Annotated in this window: 16 protein-coding genes; 14 read left to right on the plus strand and 2 right to left on the minus strand. The window is 69.2% G+C overall.

Annotation, left to right across the window (positions count from 1 at the left end; translation table 11 throughout):
• Positions 1-259: 259 nt before the first annotated feature.
• The 14 genes from porX (at position 260) to BSZ36_RS13540 (ending at position 13748) form a co-directional block, all read left to right on the plus strand.
• On the plus strand, positions 260-1849 hold the full coding sequence (porX, locus tag BSZ36_RS13480; protein WP_094549822.1) for a T9SS response regulator signal transducer PorX: 1590 nt from the start codon (positions 260-262) through the stop codon (positions 1847-1849).
• Between the two features lie 143 nt (positions 1850-1992).
• Positions 1993-2502 (plus strand): DUF4440 domain-containing protein, encoded by a 510-nt coding sequence (locus BSZ36_RS13485; RefSeq protein WP_094549824.1) that lies wholly within the window; start codon positions 1993-1995, stop codon positions 2500-2502.
• Positions 2503-2545: 43 nt separating this feature from the next.
• A complete protein-coding gene (locus BSZ36_RS13490) occupies positions 2546-3418 on the plus strand; it encodes an FAD-binding oxidoreductase (protein ID WP_094549826.1) in 873 nt (290 codons plus the stop codon).
• A 121-nt stretch (positions 3419-3539) separates the two neighbouring features.
• Positions 3540-4157, plus strand: a complete 618-nt coding sequence (locus BSZ36_RS13495) for a DUF4178 domain-containing protein (protein ID WP_179271192.1) — start codon at positions 3540-3542, stop codon at positions 4155-4157.
• 2 nt (positions 4158-4159) lie between these two features.
• Positions 4160-4390, plus strand: coding sequence for a hypothetical protein (locus tag BSZ36_RS19515; protein ID WP_179271193.1), 231 nt, complete (start codon positions 4160-4162; stop codon positions 4388-4390).
• Positions 4387-5883 carry a DUF4178 domain-containing protein gene (locus BSZ36_RS13500; protein ID WP_179271194.1) on the plus strand — a complete coding sequence of 499 codons (1497 nt, stop codon included), beginning with the start codon at positions 4387-4389 and terminating at the stop codon, positions 5881-5883. Before BSZ36_RS19515 ends, BSZ36_RS13500 begins: the two co-directional genes overlap by 4 nt.
• Positions 5884-5928: 45 nt before the next feature.
• Complete coding sequence (locus tag BSZ36_RS13505) at positions 5929-6225, plus strand: DUF350 domain-containing protein (RefSeq protein ID WP_094549833.1); 297 nt, start codon at positions 5929-5931, stop codon at positions 6223-6225.
• 49 nt (positions 6226-6274) lie between these two features.
• Positions 6275-7939 carry a polyamine aminopropyltransferase gene (locus BSZ36_RS13510; RefSeq protein ID WP_179271195.1) on the plus strand — a complete coding sequence of 555 codons (1665 nt, stop codon included), beginning with the start codon at positions 6275-6277 and terminating at the stop codon, positions 7937-7939.
• Positions 7930-8511 carry an adenosylmethionine decarboxylase gene (gene speD / locus BSZ36_RS13515; protein ID WP_094549838.1) on the plus strand — a complete coding sequence of 194 codons (582 nt, stop codon included), beginning with the start codon at positions 7930-7932 and terminating at the stop codon, positions 8509-8511. The genes BSZ36_RS13510 and speD overlap by 10 nt, the downstream gene beginning before the upstream one ends.
• 28 nt (positions 8512-8539) lie before the next feature.
• Positions 8540-9655 carry an SPFH domain-containing protein gene (locus BSZ36_RS13520; protein WP_094549840.1) on the plus strand — a complete coding sequence of 372 codons (1116 nt, stop codon included), beginning with the start codon at positions 8540-8542 and terminating at the stop codon, positions 9653-9655.
• 139 nt (positions 9656-9794) lie between these two features.
• Complete coding sequence (locus BSZ36_RS13525; RefSeq protein WP_143536900.1) at positions 9795-10793, plus strand: hypothetical protein; 999 nt, start codon at positions 9795-9797, stop codon at positions 10791-10793.
• Positions 10794-10923: 130 nt separating this feature from the next.
• Positions 10924-11460 (plus strand): hypothetical protein, encoded by a 537-nt coding sequence (locus BSZ36_RS13530; RefSeq protein ID WP_094549844.1) that lies wholly within the window; start codon positions 10924-10926, stop codon positions 11458-11460.
• 71 nt (positions 11461-11531) lie between these two features.
• Positions 11532-12056 carry a metallophosphoesterase family protein gene (locus BSZ36_RS13535; protein ID WP_094549846.1) on the plus strand — a complete coding sequence of 175 codons (525 nt, stop codon included), beginning with the start codon at positions 11532-11534 and terminating at the stop codon, positions 12054-12056.
• 105 nt (positions 12057-12161) lie between these two features.
• On the plus strand, positions 12162-13748 hold the full coding sequence (locus BSZ36_RS13540; protein WP_094549848.1) for a PP2C family protein-serine/threonine phosphatase: 1587 nt from the start codon (positions 12162-12164) through the stop codon (positions 13746-13748).
• A 54-nt stretch (positions 13749-13802) separates the two neighbouring features.
• Here the strand turns inward: BSZ36_RS13540 and BSZ36_RS13545 are convergent, their stop codons facing one another.
• Positions 13803-14447 carry a phosphoribosylanthranilate isomerase gene (locus BSZ36_RS13545; protein ID WP_094549851.1) on the minus strand — a complete coding sequence of 215 codons (645 nt, stop codon included), beginning with the start codon at positions 14445-14447 and terminating at the stop codon, positions 13803-13805.
• Entirely contained in the window at positions 14444-16063 is a 1620-nt protein-coding gene (locus BSZ36_RS13550; protein ID WP_094549853.1) for a T9SS type A sorting domain-containing protein, read from the minus strand. The genes BSZ36_RS13545 and BSZ36_RS13550 overlap by 4 nt, the downstream gene beginning before the upstream one ends.
• Positions 16064-16229 lie beyond the last annotated feature (166 nt).

Raw genomic sequence — 16229 nt, forward strand, 5'->3', positions numbered from 1 at the left:
TGTTGATCCCGAACGTACCGATGCCCTCCAGGCGTGTGCGATGAAGGTGCGAAGCCTCTGGCGCCAGAAGCCTCCTATGTAGACACAATGGGGCCCCAGCACCGTACAACCCCGGACCTACGCACCCGGGCACCACCGCGCCTCTGGCGGCGTTGACGCCGCACCCCGACCTTCGGCCTCTGGCGCCCCTCTCCGCCAGAGGCCTCCGAACAGCCCCGACGCGCGCCCGACCTCGGTACTCCCCTCCCCTATTGCCGACATGCCTCGCATCCTCTGGGCCGACGACGAGATCGATCTCCTCAAGCCGCACGTCCTGTTCCTCGAAGCCAAAGGCTACTCCGTCGAGACCGTGAGCAACGGCGCCGACGCGGTGGACCGCGTCGAAAACGCCCGCTTCGACGTGGTCTTCCTCGACGAGCAAATGCCCGGCCTTGGCGGGTTGGACGCCCTAGAGCAGATCAAGGAGCGGCGGCCGGAGACGCCCGTCGTGATGATCACCAAGAGTGAGGAGGAGCACCTGATGGAGGACGCCATCGGGCGCAAGATTGCGGACTACCTCATCAAGCCTGTCCACCCGAAGCAGCTGCTCCTCACGTGCAAGCGGCTTCTGGACGGCGACCGCATCCGCGGCGAGCAGGTCCAGCAGGATTACCTCCAGACGTTTGGGCAGATCTCGGCGCGCCTCGGCGGCTCGCTGGATGCCGACGAGTGGATCGACGTGTACCGTCAGCTCGTGCGCTTCGACCTGGAGCTTCAGGGCGGCGACGAGAGCGTGCGCCAGATCCTCGATGATCAGTACAAGGGCGCCAACGAGGCGTTCTCTCGCTTTATCGAGCGCGAGTACCCGGAGTGGATCTCGGCCTCCGCCAGAGGCGAGAAGCCGGGCGAGGCCCGCCCAACGATGAGCCACGACATCATCGGCCAGAGCGTGATGCCGCTGCTCGGCGACGTGGGCGGCAAGCCTGAGCGGCCCGTCGTCTTTTTCCTCATCGACTGCCTCCGCTACGACCAGTGGCTGCTCTTCGAGCGCACGCTGCAGCAGCACTACGAGGTGGAAACGGACTGGCACTACTCCATCCTGCCCACGGCCACGCCGTACTCGCGCAACGCCATCTTCGGAGGCCTGTTGCCGGTCGACCTCGCCAAGCGCTTCCCGGACCGCTTCACCGCCGACGTGCGCGATGACGACGAGCCCAGCCTAAACGCGCACGAGGACGAGTTCCTCCGCGACCTGCTCGACCGCCGCCACCGGAAAGACATCCGGATGCGCTACGAGAAGATCAGCAACCAGAGCGACGGTGCCGCCTTCGCCGACCGTGTAACGGATCTCTTGCAGGTGGACCTCTCGGCCGTTGTCGTCAACTTCGTGGACATCCTCGCGCACTCGCGCTCGGACTCCCGCATCCTCCGCGAGATCGCGCCCGACGTACCCGCGTACCGCGGCCTCAGCACGACGTGGTTTGAGCATTCCTGGCTGGCCGACGCGTTCAAGCAGCTTTCCGAGCACGACTGTACGATCGTCATCACGAGCGATCACGGCGCCGTGCGGTCACTCAACGCGACCAAGGTGATCGGCGACCGCGAGACGAGCACGAGCCTGCGCTACAAGCACGGCCGCAACCTCAAGGTGGAATCTCGCGAGGCCATCTTCGTCAAGGAGCCCGAGACGTACGGCCTGCCGCGTGCGGGCATCAACGAGAACTACGTCTTCGCGACCGAGGACCGCTACTTCGTCTACCCGACGAACTACCACAAGTACCAGGAGCGCTACCGCGACTCGTTCCTGCACGGTGGCGTAAGCCTGGAGGAGATCCTGCTGCCCGTCGCCACGCTCCGCCCGAAAGGCTGACGCCAGAGGCCGCTTAGAGCCTCTGGCGAGACCGCCGCTGAGCCTCAGCGGCGGTCTCGCGTCCGGCGCCTGTGAGACCAGAGGGCACGCGCCCTTCGGAGAACGTCTTGCCGTCTACCTTCGGCGGCACCCTCTCCGTTCTCATGCGCCTGCTCCTCCTCGCTCTGCTCCTGCCTCTGGCGGCGGGCGCCTCTGCCCAGTCCACGCCTTCCCCGGAAGACGTAGGCACGCTCGACGGCATCATTCGCGCGTACTACGAGGTCGTCTCAGGCCCCGCAGGCCAACCTCGTGACTGGGCGCGAGACAGCACCCTCCATCACCCTGACGCCCTCGTGACGGTCGTCGGGAGCGGCCCCGATGGGGAGGTGATCGTCCAGCCGACCGATCTGGCGGGCTTCCACGCGCAGAGCAGCAGCCTGGCTACGGCGGGGTTCTTCGAGGCCGAGATCGCGCGGCGCACCGAGCGCTACGGCGCCACCGCGCACGTCTGGAGTACGTACGAGTGGCGCCAGACCGAAACCGGCCCAGTGGAGGGCCGCGGCGTGAACAGCATCCAACTGGTCTGGGACGGCGCGCGCTGGTGGATCATCTCGTGGATGTTCGACGGCCGCTCCGACAAGCCCGACGTGCCGCAGCCGTACATGCCTCAGTAAGCGGTGGCCTCTGGGGCCAGAGGCCCGCGCCGTACACTGCGGCATGGACGGTCTCCCCTCTTCGTACCTCGCCGCCACGGTCACACGCCGCGAGGACCACACCGATGACCTCGCCACGTTCTGGCTCCGCCCCGAGCGGCCCGTGGCCTTCGAGCCCGGTCAGTACGTCACGCTCGTGCTCCCCGGCGCCAGCGGTCAATGGGTCAAGCGCCCGTACTCCGTCCTCAGCGCGCCGCACGAGGGAGAGATCGAGCTGTTCGTCGAGCGCGTGGACGGCGGCGAGCTCACGCCCAGCCTGTTCGGGCTCGCCGCTGGCGACGCGCTCGGCGTCAGGGGCCGTGCGGCGGGCGCCTTTGCGCGAGACGGGGCGTGCACGCACCACGTCATGGCGTGCACCGTGACCGGCATCGCGCCCTTTCTCTCCATGCTCCGCCATGCCGCCGCCGATCCGGCCTCTGGCGCAAGAGGCGACCGCTTTCTGATCCTCTACGGGGCGAGCACGCCTGCTGATCTCGGCCCGTATGCCGCCGAGCTCCAGACGTTCGCCAGAGGCGAGCATGTGAGCGCTGTCGTCACGGTCAGCCGTCCGTGGGAAGCGCCGAACTGGACCGGCGAGGCGGGCCGCGTGGAAGACGTCCTCCGCAAGCACCTCGACGCGCTCGAATGGCCGCTGGAGGAGACGGCCGGCTACGCATGTGGCAACCCCGGCATGGTGAGCGCGGTCCACGGCCTCTTGCGCCGCGCCGGCCTAGACGACGCTCACCTCCACGAGGAAGCCTACTTCCCCGACGCCGGCGAGACCGCTCCTGGCGAAGCCCCGCCAGCGGCTCCGCCCGCCCGGCGTCAGGGCGTTACCGCGGCGCCTCCGGGCGGCATCGTGCTCAAGACGGCACCGCGCCCTCCTGAGAGGGACTGAGCCTCTGGCGCCAGAGGCGGCCGCGAGACAGTGGGCTCCAGCGCAACGATTCGACGCATAGATGGGTAGAGCGGAAGAACGGACTCTTCCTGTATCCTCTAGCAGACCCTCAGCCCTCCGCGTGGACGATCAACACCATTGCCCGACGTGCGGCGCCCCGCTGCGCATCAAAAACCGCTTCGTGAAAGCGGTCACCTGCGAGTTCTGCCAGAACGTGGCCCTCTACGACGGCGTCCGCCTGGACCCCACCGGCCGCACCGCTTCGCTCGCTCAACTCAAGAGCCCGCTCTACCTCGACGCCACCGGCCGCGTCGGGACGCACGCCTTCCGCGTTCTGGGCCGTCTCGTGTACGAGTACGAGGGCGGCACCTGGCAGGAGTGGTTCTTGGATATCGGCGGCGAGAAGCGCGCGTGGCTGATCGAAGACGAAGGCGCGTTCTCCCTCCTCCAGAAGCGGCCTCTTGCGCAGGCGCCTCCCTTCGCGGGCATCCAGGTCGGTGACGTGCTCACGCTGGCCGACCGCGAGGTGCGCGTCGACGAGGTCGGCGAAGCGACCATCGTCTCGGCCGAGGGACAGTTCGGCACGCTCATTCTCCCCGGCGAAGCCATCGCCTACGTCGACGGCGCCTCTGGGGACGAAGAGGTGGGCCTGGAGTACGGCGAGCGCGAGGTGGAGCTGTTCGTGGGCCGCCCCGTGGATCGCGCGGACGTGACCGTAGACCCCGACCCTTTCAGCTAAACATGGGACGCATCCTCCTCCTCGTCTTTCTCGGCGGCCTCGGTGCATGGGCGGCCAGTTCCGCTGCCAAAGGCCCGAGCGCCGTGCGGCTCGCCAACGCTGCGACAAGTGCGGCGCGGCCCACCCGCGCCTACTACGTGCCGATCTACGTCCCCCCACCGCCTCGTTCCAACCGGACCGGAAGCACGAGCGGTCCGCGCGTCGGCGGAGGCGGCCCCAGCTTCGGCAAATGATGGAGCTCTCCCCTCTTGACCGCGCGCTCCGCGCTGCTCGCCGCGGGCACAACGTCGCCGCCCGCACGCTTCTCGACGACATCCTCGCGGCGGATCCTGCCCACGAAGAAGCCCTTCTCTGGCGCGCTCGCGTGGCGGAAGACGATGCCGAGCGCGCGGGCTTTCTACAACGCGTGCTCGCGGTCAACCCGCAGAATGCGTGGGCCGCGCAGCAACTCGCCGCCTCTGGCGGAGCCGAGGCCGCCTCTGGCGCCAGAGGCCAGGATGGCGTCCCGGACACGCTGACGTGCTCCAACTGCGGCGGATCGGTAGAGGTGCACCCCGAGCGCGGCAGCAAAGCCGCGATGTGCACCTACTGCGGCAGCGTGCTGGACCTCGGCACCACGCAGTTGGATGTCATCGGCCAGATGAACCCCAAGGTGGGGCCGAAGCACCCCATCAAGCCCGGCGACGAGGCCACGTTCTTCGGCGAGAACCACCTCGTGATGGGCTGGATGCGCTACAAGGGCTGGGACTCCGAGGACTCCTGGCACTGGGACGAGTGGCAGCTCGTCAGCGATTCCGGCGTGCCGCGCTACCTCTCGCACTCCTCCGACGAGGGCTGGACGATCCAGACGCCGATCCGGCCCACGCCAGAGGTTTCGCGCTCCGGCATCAAGCTGAAAGAGGGCAAGGCGGGAATCAAGGAGTCCGGCCCGGCCAAGATCACGGCCATGCAGGGCGAGTTCACATTCCGCCCACGCCTGGACAAAACGCTGAAGGTGATCGAGGCCTCTCGCGGCGACCAGCATTACAGCGCCGAGCTCACCGGCGACGAACTCGAAGTCGTGGGTGGCCCTCGCGTCCCGGAGCGCGAGCTCTGGGCAGCCTTCGGGCGTGAAGACAAGCTCCGCGAGATGGACGCGCGCGCCGAGCGAGCGCGCAAGAGGCGAAAGGCGCTCCGCAGCGCCGCTCTGCTGTGCTTTCTCGCCGCTGGCGCCTATTTCATGGGCATTGGCTGGGCCTCTTCCAAAGACGGCTCCACCGTTTCCAGCGGAACAACCGAGTTCGTCTCGGACCTCAGCGACGTTCCTGTCCTCCCGAGCCGCAGCGAGTTCACCGCCGAGCGGCGCGACTCGCTCTCGCTCGGAACGGTAGAGGTGGTGGACGCGAGCGAGGTCTACGAGGTCGTCGTCGCGACGCCACATGATGGCTTGTACCCCTACCCAGCCGCCGAGGTCTACATCGAAGAGCCCGATGGCGACGTCGTCAATCTCGGGCGCCTGACCAACCGGAGTGACGGCTACGAACTGAAGCGGGCCTTCCGGCCCAACGCGGTGGGCTCGCACACGCTCCTGATGTTCGTGGAAGAGCGGAGCCCCGACCGCCTGACGTTTACCACGACCGTCCGTACCGGCATGTGGGACCCCGGCCCCTTCGCGGTGGCCTGTGGCCTCGCCGTCCTTCTCGGCCTCGTGCTGTTCCTCGCCGGCGGCTTCGGCCGCATCGACTAGCGCCAGAGGCCTCTGGCGTTCCTTTCCCCTTCCGCTCTCGCTCCTATGCGCGCCTTCCGCTCCACCCTCGCCCTCGCGCTGACCACGCTCGCCGCCGCTCCCGCCTTCGCGCAAGAGGCCGCGGGCGACGGCAGCCTCCAGGTTTCCGTCATCGTCGCGACGATCCTCTACGGCGCCATCGGCATCCTGCTGACGCTCGCGGGCTACTTCGTCTTCGACAAGATCGTGGGCCTGGACCTCAAGCGCGAGCTCGTGGAGGACCAGAACACGGCCATCGGCATCATGCTCGCGGGCGTGTTTATCGGGTGCTCCATCGTTGTTGCGGCCGTGATGCTGTCGTAACCCTGCCCCGTTGGCCTCTGGCGCCAGAGGCCGACCCGCTTCGTCTGTCTTGCCCCCTGACCTCGACACGCTGACTCCGGACCTCCCGCGCCCCGCCTCTGGCGACGGCGCGCGCATCGGCGTGCCGAGTGTGGCCGTAGCGCCAGAGGCCGAGCGCGAGCTGACCGACCGCCAGGTGCGCGTGCTGCTCACGTCCGTCTTGGTCGTGGCGACGTGCGGGCTGCTCTACGAGCTCATCGTCGGCACGCTCTCGTCGTACCTGCTGGGCAACTCGACGCTGCACTTCTCGCTCACCATCGGCGGGTTCATGACCGCCATGGGCGTCGGCTCGCTCGTCTCGCGCCGCATCCACGGGGATCCGCTCGTCTGGTTCGTGGGCGTGGAGTTGGCCATCGGCGTGGCCGGCGGGTGCTCCGCGGCAGCGCTCTACTGGGCGTACAGCTACGCGCCTCTGGCGTACCACGCGGTCATGGCGGGCGCCGTCTTGGTGATCGGCGTGCTCGTCGGCCTGGAGATCCCGCTCGTGGCGCGCGTGCTGGACATGGCCGGGCGCCAGAGGCGCGATACCGTCGCGAACGTGCTCGCGGTCGATTACCTCGGCGCGCTGCTCGCGGCGCTGGCGTTCCCGCTCGTGCTGCTGCCCACGCTCGGCGTGCTACGGACGGCGTTCGTGACGGGCGCCATCAACCTCGGCGTGGTCGTGGCGTGCCTGTGGGCGTTCCGCAAGATGCTCCGCCGCCAGAGGTCCTACCGGCCGCTGGCGCTGGCGACGCTCGCGCTCGGCCTGCCTCTGGCGGCGGGCGCCGTCGGCGCGGGCTGGCTGGCGGACGTGTTCGAGGCCAAGCTGTACCGCGCGCCGATCCTGTTCACCGAGCAGTCGCCGTACCAGCGGCTCGTGGTCACGCGCTCGCGCCAGGGCGACACGCGCCTCTTCCTCGATGGCGCGCTCCAGTTCGCGACCAGCGACGAATACCGCTACCACGAGGCGCTCGTGCACCCCGCGATGGCGCTCGCCGCGCGGCGCCAGAGGGTCCTGATTCTGGGCGGCGGCGACGGCCTCGCCACGCGAGAGGTGCTGAAGTGGCCCGGGGTGGAGTCGGTCACGCTCGTCGACCTCGACCCAGCCGTGACCGACCTCGCGCAGCGCCACGCGGCCATTCTGGAGGCCAATCAGGGCGCGCTCTCGGACCCCCGCGTCGAGATCATCAACGCCGACGCGTACCGCTTTATCGAGGACTCGCCTCTGGCGTTCGACGTCGTCCTCGTGGACCTGCCCGACCCCAACCACGAGTCGCTGGCGAAGCTCTACAGCCGCCCGTTCTACGAACTCCTGCGCCAGAGGCTCGGCGCGGGCGCGATGGTCTCGGTTCAATCCACATCGCCCTACTTCGCGCCTGAGGCCTTCTGGAGCATCGTCGCCACGGCCGAGGCTGCGGACCTCCACCCTCTTCCCTACCACATCTACGTTCCCAGCTTCGGCGACTGGGGCTTTTTCCTGGGCTCGACGCACGCGGTCAACCCCGAGCGCTTTGCCGCCCGCCTCGCGCCTCTGGCGAGCGCCGCCGAGCCGCTGCGCTTCCTCACGCCAGAGGCCTTCGCCGCCGCGCAAACCTTCGCGCCGGACCTTACGCGCCCCGCCGGCGTGGAGGTCAACACGCTGGACGATCCGGTCCTGCTCGACTACTACCAGAAGGGGTGGGCACGATGGCAGTAGATCCTCGGTCTTCAGTGGATGCCCTCCAGCGCACCTCCGTAGGGGCGAGGCTCGCCTCGCCCGCATTCGGAGCGCTGAGCGAGGGTGAGACAAACCCCGCACCTACCAAACCGCTCTCGCCTCTGGCGCCAGAGGCAAGCGCGAGCCAACCGGCCGGAGGCCACCACCTGCTCGTCGATTTCTGGGTGGCCGACGCGGAGCCGCTGCGCCGCGTGGCGACGTGGGAGACGCTGCTGCCGGACGCCTGCCGCGAGGCGGGCGCAACCGTGCTCGGCGGGCGCTTCCACCAGTTCGAGCCCGAAGGGGTAACCGGCATCGTCCTCCTGGCCGAGTCGCACGCGAGCCTCCACACGTGGCCCGAAGCCGGGCTCGTGACGCTGGACGTGTTCACCTGCGGCGCGCTCGATGCGCACGCCATCGTAGATCGCATCCGAGACGCCCTCGCGCCCGTACGTGAGCGCATTACCGCCGTCGACCGGGGCGACCGTGCCCCCGACGCCGCGCGCAGCGCCAGAGGCCCGGCCTCTGGCGAAGCCCTGCCAAACAGCGCCTCTGGCGTACCCTCTCCGTAAACCAACCGCCCCGAGTGGGCACCGACACATGGGACTCATGGACCGGCTCCGCAACGAGCTCATCGACGTCATCGAGTGGACCGATGACAGCCGCGACACCATCGTGTGGCGGTTTCCGCGCCACGGCAACGAGATCAAGTCCGGCGCGATGCTGACGGTCCGCGAGGGCCAGACGGCCGTGTTCGTGGACGAAGGCCAACTCGCCGACGTGTTCACGCCCGGCACATACAAGCTGACCACGGCCAACATGCCGATCCTGACGACGCTCGAGAGCTGGAAGTACGGCTTCGAGAGCCCGTTCAAGGCCGAGGTCTACTTCGTCAACACGCGGCGGTTTACCAACCAGAAGTGGGGCACGAAGAACCCCATCATGCTCCGCGACCCGGAGTTCGGCCCGACGCGCCTGCGCGCCTTCGGCACGTTCACCTTCCGCGTGACGGACGCGGACACGTTCCTGACCGAGGTCGTGGGCACGAGCGGCGACGTGAGCACGCCAGAGGTTACGGACCACATCCGTAACCTCGTCGTCTCTCGCTTTACTGAGGCCCTCGGCGAGGCCAAGCTGGCCGCGTTGGACCTGGCCGCCAACTACTCCGAGCTCGGCGGCGCACTGGGCGGCAAGATGGAGGAATCCATGGAGGCCTATGGCGTCGAGCTGAAGGACCTGGTGGTGGAGAACATCTCGCTCCCGCCAGAGGTGGAGAAGGCAATGGACGAGCGCACCAGCATGGGCGTGATCGGCAACTTGGGCGCGTACACGCAATTCCAGACCGCGAAGGCGATGGAGGCTGCGGCGTCCAACCCCGGCGGAGGCGCCGCCGCCGCGGGCGTCGGCCTGGGCGCAGGGATGGCGATGGCTCAGGGCATGGCGGGGAGCTTTATGCAGCCACAAGGCCAGCAGCAAGCCTCTGGCGCCACGCCGCCGCCCCCTCCTCCTGCGGCCCCGAGCTTCCACGTCAGCAAAGATGGCCAGACCGCCGGCCCGTTCACAATGGATCAGCTCAAAGCGCAAGCGGCCTCAGGCGAACTGACGCGCGAGAGCCACGTGTGGCGCGAGGGGATGGACGGCTGGAAAACGGCGGGCGAGGTCGAGGCCATGCAGCCCGTCTTCGGCGCCGTGCCTCCGCCGCCGCCCGCTGCATAGCCACCGGCCTCTGGCGCAGAGTCCGCGCCAGAGGCCCTGGGCGGCGTTCATGTCAGCGGGACCCCGATTTCCCACGACGCCCTTGCGGTTTGCTCCCGCAAGGGCGTACTTGTGCTCACCTAGCCCGCCGGTGCCGCCCATGGACCGCCTTTCTCGCTCTCGCCTCGCCCGTTGCACGGGTCTGCTCACGGTGATCGCGATGGGGGCTATGACGGCGCCAGAGGCCGGGGCGCAGGGCTCGTTCGAGACCCTGGACCCTTTCTATGGTGGCGAGACCGCGCGCCAGAGCTTCTACGACGGCTTTGCGGTCTCGGGGGAAGTGACCTACCGCGAGCGCGATTTGCTCGGCGTCTCCGAATCCGGCGCGCCCGTTGCAGACCTCTCCGTCGCGGCACGCTTCGACTACGCGTTGCTGCCGCAGGTGGATGTCTCGGCCGTGGCGGACCTCTCGGGAGCCGCGGCGCGGCGCGGGCCGCTCGGCCTGAGTTGGGTGGTCGTGAAGCCGTACTGGCGCAACGAGAACACGGACTATGCTGTCCGTGTCGCCGTGGACCCTGTCAGCGAGGGCAGCCTGGGCTTCCGCCAGACAGATGTCGCGTTCCTCTCGTCGACGGCGCTCTCGCCAGAGGTCACGTCGGACTTCGCCATCGGCATCCGGCGCGTCCGTACGGGCTACGTCGAGTCCGCCGAAGCGGAGCAGGCGCTCCGGGCCTACACCGGCGGCGGGACGGCGACCGAGCCCGGGCAACTGCCGCCGTCGAGCGCGAGCCTCCTCAAAGTCGCCGACGACCGCGTCCGCCTCTTCGGGCAGGAGATCCGAGGCTCGTGGGGCTACAACGTCCTCTTCGATCCCGCAGGGAGCCGCATCGTCGGCGCCCTCGTGGCCGAAGCCGGCGACTACACTTTGGTGCGCTCCAGCAGCGAGGCGGCCTCTGGCGACGATGGCGATACGCCGGAGCGCATCCGCAGCGGCATCGCGTGGGCGCGCCTCGGCATTGAGTTCAACCGCCCGAGCTACGTCCTCGCGCCGTTTGTGAGCGTGCCGATGGTGACGTACGCGAGCGTAAGCGGCGAGCCGGTCCGCCACGGTCCTCGGCCGGACAAGACGCGGTTCGGTGTCCGCATCATGCTGCGGTAGGAGAGGGATAGAGGATTCGGGACGGAGGGATGGGCAGAAGCCTCTGGCGAAGGCTGGGATCCGGCTTGCAGCGTAGCAGCGTAGCAGCGTAGCAGCGTAAGATGACGTCCTTCTATTCCGACGCTTCCATATGCGCGCACTTCTCTTTCCTTTTCTCTTCGCCGTCCCTCATCTCGCGCCTCTGGCGCAGACTCCGCCGGAGGCTGAGGGGAGCGTGATCGTCCTGAGCGTGCAAAAGGCTGAGCACGCGACGACCGCTTTGCCGCCAGAGGCTATCGAGCGTCTTTCGAGCAGAGCCTCAGCTACGAACCCAGCGCTGACCGCGCTCGCGGCGACGGGTGCGTACATCGTAGGTGGAGCCGTGGGCTACATGGTCGTGGACGCGATAGACCCCACGGACGAGGTGTTCTGGGAAAACCCATCCTATTCCAGCGAAGGCGTGCTGTACGGCATCCCGATCGGAGGAACGCTCGCCAGCAGCCTCGCGGCGCATCTGGTGAGCAGCCCGGACGACCCGCTCTGGCGCACTGTTCTCGTGCCCCTAGCAGTGCAGGGCGCGTTTATCGCGGGCTCGCACCTGTTCCTGAGCACCCAGGACGGTGCGCTCCTTCTCGGTGCGCCGCCCGTCGCTGTAGTCTTTAGCACGTCCATCGCGCTCTGGGACTGACGCCAGAGGCCTCTGGCGGGACGCCGCGCGCGCCTCTGGCGTAGACTGCGCGCCCTCCTCCCCCCTTTTGCGTGCGCCTCGGCATCGTCTCGGACACTCACGGCTACTACGACCCCGAACTGGACGACGTGCTCGCGCCGTGCGACTTGATCCTCCACGCGGGCGACGTGGGAGGTGACGGCAAAATACTGGACCGGCTGGCGGAGATCGCGCCGGTGCACGCGGTCTGGGGCAACGTAGACGGGCGGTACATCCGCGAACGGACCGAGGAGCACGCGCGCTTCCAGGCGGGCGGGATGCGGATCTGGATGACGCACATCGGCGGGCACCCGAAGCGGTGGGCAAAAGGCATCGGGCCGGCGCTGCGCAGCGAGTGGCCGGACATCTTCGTGTGCGGCCACAGCCACATCCTGCGCGTGGAGCGCGTGCCGAGCCTGGGCGGGATGCTGTACATCAACCCCGGCGCGGCGGGCCGCCAAGGGTTTCACCAGGTGCGGACGTGCCTGCGGCTTCGCGTGGAGGGCGGCAAGGCGATGGACGCGGAGGTGATCCACCTCGGTGAGCGGCACGTGGCGGAGAAGGGGATCGGGAGCTAGAGATTGTGGACTGGCAGAAGTGAGCGCGCCTCTGGCGCCAGAGGCCAATGCCCCGGCTCCTAAAACCCAGTCCCGAGTCCGCCGTTACCGCCCTAGCTTCCGGCGATGCCCGCCGACCGCTTCGACGACCTCCCGCTCGACCCCGAGGGTGCAGCCCAGGCGCTGCTGCTCTCGCTCATGGCGCGCCTGCTCACGCCGCGAGGGCTCGCCGCGCTGGCAGACGATAGCGGCGGCCTCCGCGTCGTCGCCGCCAGAGGCCTGGACGGGCTCGAAGCGGGCACCCTGATCGCGGACGGCGGGCCGGGCACGTTGCGCCCGCACGGGATCGCGCTGGCGCTGCCGCTGCGCCACGGCGGCGAGACGGTGGGGCTCGTCGCGTTGGGGGACAAAGCGACGGCGACGGCCTACGAGGCGGGTGAAATCGCCATCGCGCGGTCGCTGGCGAGCGCGTGTGCGGCGTCCATCCGCGCGGCCCAGGCCGCCGGCGCCCTGGCCGACGCGAACCGTCGGCTGGCAAGCCGCGCCCAGGAACTGAGCACGCTGTTCGAGCTCGCCCAGGCCTTTGGCGCCGCCTTGGACCGCGACGCCGTGCTTCGCCGGCTGGGCTTTGCGCTGATGGGGCAACTCGTCGTCTCGCGCGCCGCCGTCGCGCTTACCGAGCCCGACGGCTCGCTCGCCATCGCGGGCTCGTGGGGCGGCGCCCCCGCCTCTGGCGAGGTCCCGGCGCGGCTCCTCGCGCTCGCGGCACCCGAGGCGTACTGCGCCGACGGCTGGGCGTGGGCCGTCCCGTTGCGTGCAGGCGAGGTCGCCAGAGGCGTGATCCTGCTCGGGCCGCGGGCCTCTGGCGCGGGGCTGGACGGGACCGCATCGGCGTTCGCAGCGTCGCTGGCGGCGCTCGCCGTAGGTGCGTTGGAAACGGCGGACCGTGTGGCAGAGCGGATTGAGGCGGAGCGGATCGAGAGCGAGATGCAGCTGGCGCGGCAGGTGCAAGAGTCGCTGTTGCCAACCGACCTGCCGACGATTGGCGGTCTGGACGTGGCGGCGCGGTGGCGCCCCAGCAAAGGCGTCTCCGGCGACGCCTACGACGTGGCGGCGCTCGCCAACGGCGAGATGCTCGTCGCCGTGGCGGACGTCGTCGGCAAGGGCATCCCGGCGGCGCTGCTCATGGCGACGCTCCAGGCCAGCATCCACACCATGCGCGATGACCTCGCGAGCGGTTTCGGCCTCGCGCGGGCGACCTCGCGGCTCAACCGGCTGCTCTGCGACGGGACCGAGATCGACCAGTTCGTCACCTTCGCGTGGGCGCTCGTGGATCCCGCCGGAGGCGTCGTCCGCTCCGTGACGGCCGGGCACCCGGCACCGCGGCTGGTCAAGGCCTCTGGCGAGATCGCGCGGCTGGACGTCGGCGGCCCGCTGCTTGGCGTCCTCGCAGACGCGCCATACGCGCAACTCGAGACGCCGTTTGAGCCCGGCGACGCGCTCGTGCTGTTCTCGGACGGCGTGAGCGAAGCGCGGCACGGCGACGAGGAGTTCGGCGATCACGCGCTGGATGCCGCGCTGGATGCGCTCGCGGGCCAGCCCGCCGAGTCCATCGTGGACCGCCTGGGCGCCGCGGTCCTGGACTACGCGGACGAGATCGACGACGACCTCACGCTCGTGGCCGTCCGGCGGACGCCTCTGGCGGAGCAATAGAGCGACCGAAGCCTCTGGCGCTCGACGTGACCTCTGCCGCCAGAGGCCCTGCGGCTACGCCGACGCCATCGCGCGAGCGAACGCGTCCAGCTTCGTAGGGTCCAGCGCGCCGGCCGTGCGCACGCCGGAGCACACGTCCAGCGCGAACGGCCGAACCCGCTGGATGGCCTCTGGCGCGTTGGCGGGAGTCAGCCCGCCCGCGAGAAAGACCGGGATCTCCAGCGCCGCGATGATCTCGCGGCTGATGTTCCAGTCATGCCGCTCGCCCGTGCCGCCGAGCACGCCTTCGGACGGGCGACCGGAGTCCAGCAGGACCGCGCTGGCCGTGCGCGCTGCCTCTTGCGCCAGAGGCAGCGCGGTCTCGTCCTCGACGTGGACCACTTGGATCGCGTGGATGCCGAGCCGGCGTAGCGCCTCGTGAGCCTCTGGCGATGCTGCGCCGTCCACGAGTTGGACCGCACTCGGGCGGATGCGCTCAGCCTGTTCCGCGACGCCAGAGGCCTCGGTTCGGCTCGTCAGCAGCACGCTCGCGACCGGTGGCGGGGCGGCGCGCGCGATAGCGGCGCATGTCTCGTCCGGGATGATGCCCGGCCCGCTCGGCATCGCCGAGACGAGCCCAACCGCGTCGGCGCCGTGCGCGATGGCGAGGCGCGCTTCGGCAACACTCACGATGCAGCAAACCTTCAGGCGCGTTCTCACCGCGTGAGCATCACCTGGCGGCTCGCGCTCGCGCCGTCCGCGCCCGTGACGCGGACGAGGTAGAGGCCGGGCGCCACGCCTGCGGCGTCCCAGGTGAGCGCGTGCGTGCCTGGCGCCAGAGACCCGTCGTGAAGGACGGCCACACGGCGGCCGGTCACACTGAACACCTCGGCGCGGATGGCCTCTGGCGCGTCCACGGTGAGGTCCAGGCGCGTGCCGGTCCGCGTTGGGTTGGGCACCGGGTTGCCCAGGCGGAACGCCAGAGGCGCGCCGGTCTCCGTGCTCGGCGTGGCCGTTTTGGTGACCGCGACTTCGAGGACGCGCTCGGACGCCCACGTCTGGCCAAAGCTGCCCGAGCCCGCCGCAATGCCGCCGACGATCCACCCGATGCGGGTCTCGCCCGCAGGAAGCGCGTCGAAGTCCACGATGTCATCGGCGTAGAACGCGAGCGCGGGGTCGAGGAAAAACGCGGCGTTGGTGCCGCGGAGCGTGGTGCAGCGGGTGCCGGAGTCGCACGCCAGAGGCATCCGCACGCCCAGGCGTCGCTCGCTCCACTCGCCATCGCGCCGCGAGACCACGCCGATGTCGTTCGTGAACGGGATAAAGGGCGGGTTGCCGACCGCCATCCAGTCGCCAGAGGCATCATCCCACGTGAACGCGTTGATGCCGCCGAAAAAGACCGTGCTCATCTCGCCGCGCTCCAGGCTGTACATCGGCAACACGGGCGAGGTGTAGTGCCCCACGTGCTGCTCGAAGTCGGCCTCTTGCGTCACGCCAGAGGTGCTGAGCATCATCGGCTTGAGGTACGCCTGGTTCGTCTGCGGGTGGAAGACGCCGCCGTAGATGCCGACGCCAATCGCGCCGCCGTCTAGCACCATTGGGGCCGCGTTGCCGTCGCGGCGGTGAAGCTCCGCGTCGGTGAACTCGTCCACGCCGCCGAGGTCGTCGCCGTCGAGCTTGAGCACGCGGACGGACTCCGTGTACTCCTGCGTAAACGCGCCGCCGTACTCCCCGTCAAAGCGGTTGCCGCCCACGAGCGCCGGCTCGCTCGCCAGGTTCACTAGGTGACCACCGGCCACCTTGAGCATGGCCTCGTCCGCCAGAGGCTGCCGGATGTGCGGCGCGAGGTCGCGCGCGCCCATGACCGCGCCGATGATTCCGGGCACGTCGATCACGGTCATCGTGCCGAACGTGATCTTGCCGCCGGCCGCCTCGCTGTGGCCGTAGCCACCGACGACGATCAGAGAGTCGCCTCTGGCGAGGAATTGCCCGTTCGTGCTGCGCAGCGGGTCCGCGATGGCGTCGGGCAGACCGTCCAGGCTCGCGCTCCACCGCGTGTCCGTCGCGCGGTCGTACACGATAACGTCGCCGTTCTCGTACTCGCGTGGAAAGGCGTCAGCGCCGAAGCCGTGCAGCCCCCCTCCTTCACCACTTTGGTTCTGAGTGCGCCCTCCCACGAAGAGCCAGAGCCCCTCGTGCTCGGCAACGGCGCCGGAGTGCAACGCCGGAGCGTTGACGAGGTCCGAGCGCTCGGTAAGCGTGACCGAGAAGGTCTCCTGCGCCGCTCCCGGGAGCGCGCAGAAAAGAACCACAAGGAGAAAAAGGGTGCGGATCATAGCAAAGCGGGGCCGTGGCAGAACCTACGTCGCACATACCGCCGCTCTAGAGAAATGCCCTCTGAGAGCGCGTCCGCCAGAGGCGGCCTCTGGCGGATACGTGCGCGCCCACTGGCACTACAACAACCGTGCGCCCCCGCCTCTGGCGCCGATGCCGCAGGCGCGT

This window comes from Rubricoccus marinus (assembly GCF_002257665.1).
Lineage (GTDB): Bacteria > Bacteroidota > Rhodothermia > Rhodothermales > Rubricoccaceae > Rubricoccus > Rubricoccus marinus.

Excerpts from the sequence above, each read along its gene's own strand:
- BSZ36_RS19515 (WP_179271193.1), top strand. The coding sequence starts at position 4,160 with ATGGGACGCATCCTCCTCCTCGTCTTTCTCGGCGGCCTCGGTGCATGG.
- BSZ36_RS13525 (WP_143536900.1), top strand. The coding sequence starts at position 9,795 with ATGGACCGCCTTTCTCGCTCTCGCCTCGCCCGTTGCACGGGTCTGCTC.
- BSZ36_RS13500 (WP_179271194.1), top strand. The coding sequence starts at position 4,387 with ATGATGGAGCTCTCCCCTCTTGACCGCGCGCTCCGCGCTGCTCGCCGC.
- speD (WP_094549838.1), top strand. The coding sequence starts at position 7,930 with ATGGCAGTAGATCCTCGGTCTTCAGTGGATGCCCTCCAGCGCACCTCC.
- BSZ36_RS13530 (WP_094549844.1), top strand. The coding sequence starts at position 10,924 with ATGCGCGCACTTCTCTTTCCTTTTCTCTTCGCCGTCCCTCATCTCGCG.
- BSZ36_RS13490 (WP_094549826.1), top strand. The coding sequence starts at position 2,546 with ATGGACGGTCTCCCCTCTTCGTACCTCGCCGCCACGGTCACACGCCGC.
- BSZ36_RS13485 (WP_094549824.1), top strand. The coding sequence starts at position 1,993 with ATGCGCCTGCTCCTCCTCGCTCTGCTCCTGCCTCTGGCGGCGGGCGCC.
- BSZ36_RS13540 (WP_094549848.1), top strand. The coding sequence starts at position 12,162 with ATGCCCGCCGACCGCTTCGACGACCTCCCGCTCGACCCCGAGGGTGCA.
- BSZ36_RS13505 (WP_094549833.1), top strand. The coding sequence starts at position 5,929 with ATGCGCGCCTTCCGCTCCACCCTCGCCCTCGCGCTGACCACGCTCGCC.
- BSZ36_RS13520 (WP_094549840.1), top strand. The coding sequence starts at position 8,540 with ATGGGACTCATGGACCGGCTCCGCAACGAGCTCATCGACGTCATCGAG.
- BSZ36_RS13550 (WP_094549853.1), bottom strand. The coding sequence starts at position 16,063 with ATGATCCGCACCCTTTTTCTCCTTGTGGTTCTTTTCTGCGCGCTCCCG.
- porX (WP_094549822.1), top strand. The coding sequence starts at position 260 with ATGCCTCGCATCCTCTGGGCCGACGACGAGATCGATCTCCTCAAGCCG.